We start from the raw sequence: 1,439 nt of genomic DNA on the forward strand, positions 1-1,439 counted from the left end.
TTTGGAGTGCTCCCCATTAGTTGGACTGACGAGGATCAGTTGTTGACTAGTGAGGAGTATTTCTATGCGTGCAGATAGTACTTTGAGTGAGAGTCAGCGTGAAGAGTTGGTGGCCTTGTTTGAGCAGGGTTTTGGCTCCCGCGCTGCTGCTAATCGTGTCGGGGTTCGTTATGGTCCTGCTCAGAACTTGTACCAACGGTTTAAGTTGCATGGCAGGCTATGTCTTGTGAGGAAACGTAGAAAGCAGGAGTACCCCTTCGAGGTTAAAAAAGAAGTCGTTGAGCGTTATCTCGCCGGAGAGACTCAACTGAGTCTTGCTCGTGAGTTTGGTTTGTGGTCTGATCAGCAGGTTAAAGATTGGGCAGTGAAGTGGCGTAAAGGCGGCGATGAGGCGTTAAAACCTAGGCCTATAGGCCGACCGAGAAAGTCAGGCAAGCCGAAGGTACTTACCGAAGAAGAAACGCTACGGCGTGAAAACGAACTGTTGCGGGCGGAGAATGCGTATCTAAAAAAATTGCGAGACTTAAGGGATCAGGGACACGCCTAAAGGTCCAGGCGATCGTCGCTCTTAAGTCTGACCACCGTTTAAGCGACCTTTTGTCTGTTGCTGGCATGGCCAGATCGACGTTTTTCTACCACCAGAAACGTCTCACGAGCCCTGATAAACACGCAGTCCTGAAAACCGCGATTCGGCACAGCTTCGAATCCAACAAGCACCGTTACGGGTACCGCCGCGTGTGGCGGGATCTGCGTAACAAAGGCTGGGTGGTCAATCACAAGCTGGTATACAAACTCATGGACCAGATGGGGCTAAAAGCCAAGATCAGGCGCCGTCGACCGTATATCTCCTACGCGGGCACGATCAGCCGTATCGCCCCAAACATCCTTGACCGCAACTTCACCCGGGATAAACCCAATACCGCCTGGGTCAGTGATATCACCGAGTTCAACATCACCGGCCGCAAAGTGTACTTGTGCCCGATCATGGACCTGTTCGACCGCACAATCATCGCCCACACCGTGTCAACCTCAGCAGCGGCAACACTTGCCTTGGCATCACTGAAAAAATCGATCACGGCCCAGGCCCCGGAACCTGGATGGATCATACATACCGATCAAGGATTCCAGTTCCAACACGCATCCTGGCGCGCCCTGATCGAAAAACACGAAGGCAAAATGTCGATGTCACGCAAAGGCAACTGCTACGACAACGCCGTAATCGAGAACTTCTTTAGCCACCTGAAAACAGAGATGTACCACGGCGAAACCTTCAACAACATCAAAGAGTTCACCAACGCAATCAACGAGTACATCAACTGGTACAACAACAAACGACTACAAGAAAGACTCAAAGGCCTAACACCCATGCAATACCGAAACCAAACCCTTCAAGCCCTAACCGCCTAAAATAAAACCAGTCCAACTTTCAGGGGCAAGTT

Annotated in this window: 1 pseudogene; it reads left to right on the top strand. The window is 51.1% G+C overall.

Going from position 1 to position 1,439, the window contains the following annotated elements:
• Window positions 1-217: 217 nt before the first annotated feature.
• Window positions 218-1,407, top strand: a pseudogene (locus tag HMPREF0183_RS12345) (IS3 family transposase); the annotation flags it as partial.
• Window positions 1,408-1,439 lie beyond the last annotated feature (32 nt).

Origin of the sequence: Brevibacterium mcbrellneri ATCC 49030, from assembly GCF_000178455.1 — a bacterium.
Lineage (GTDB): Bacteria > Actinomycetota > Actinomycetes > Actinomycetales > Brevibacteriaceae > Brevibacterium > Brevibacterium mcbrellneri.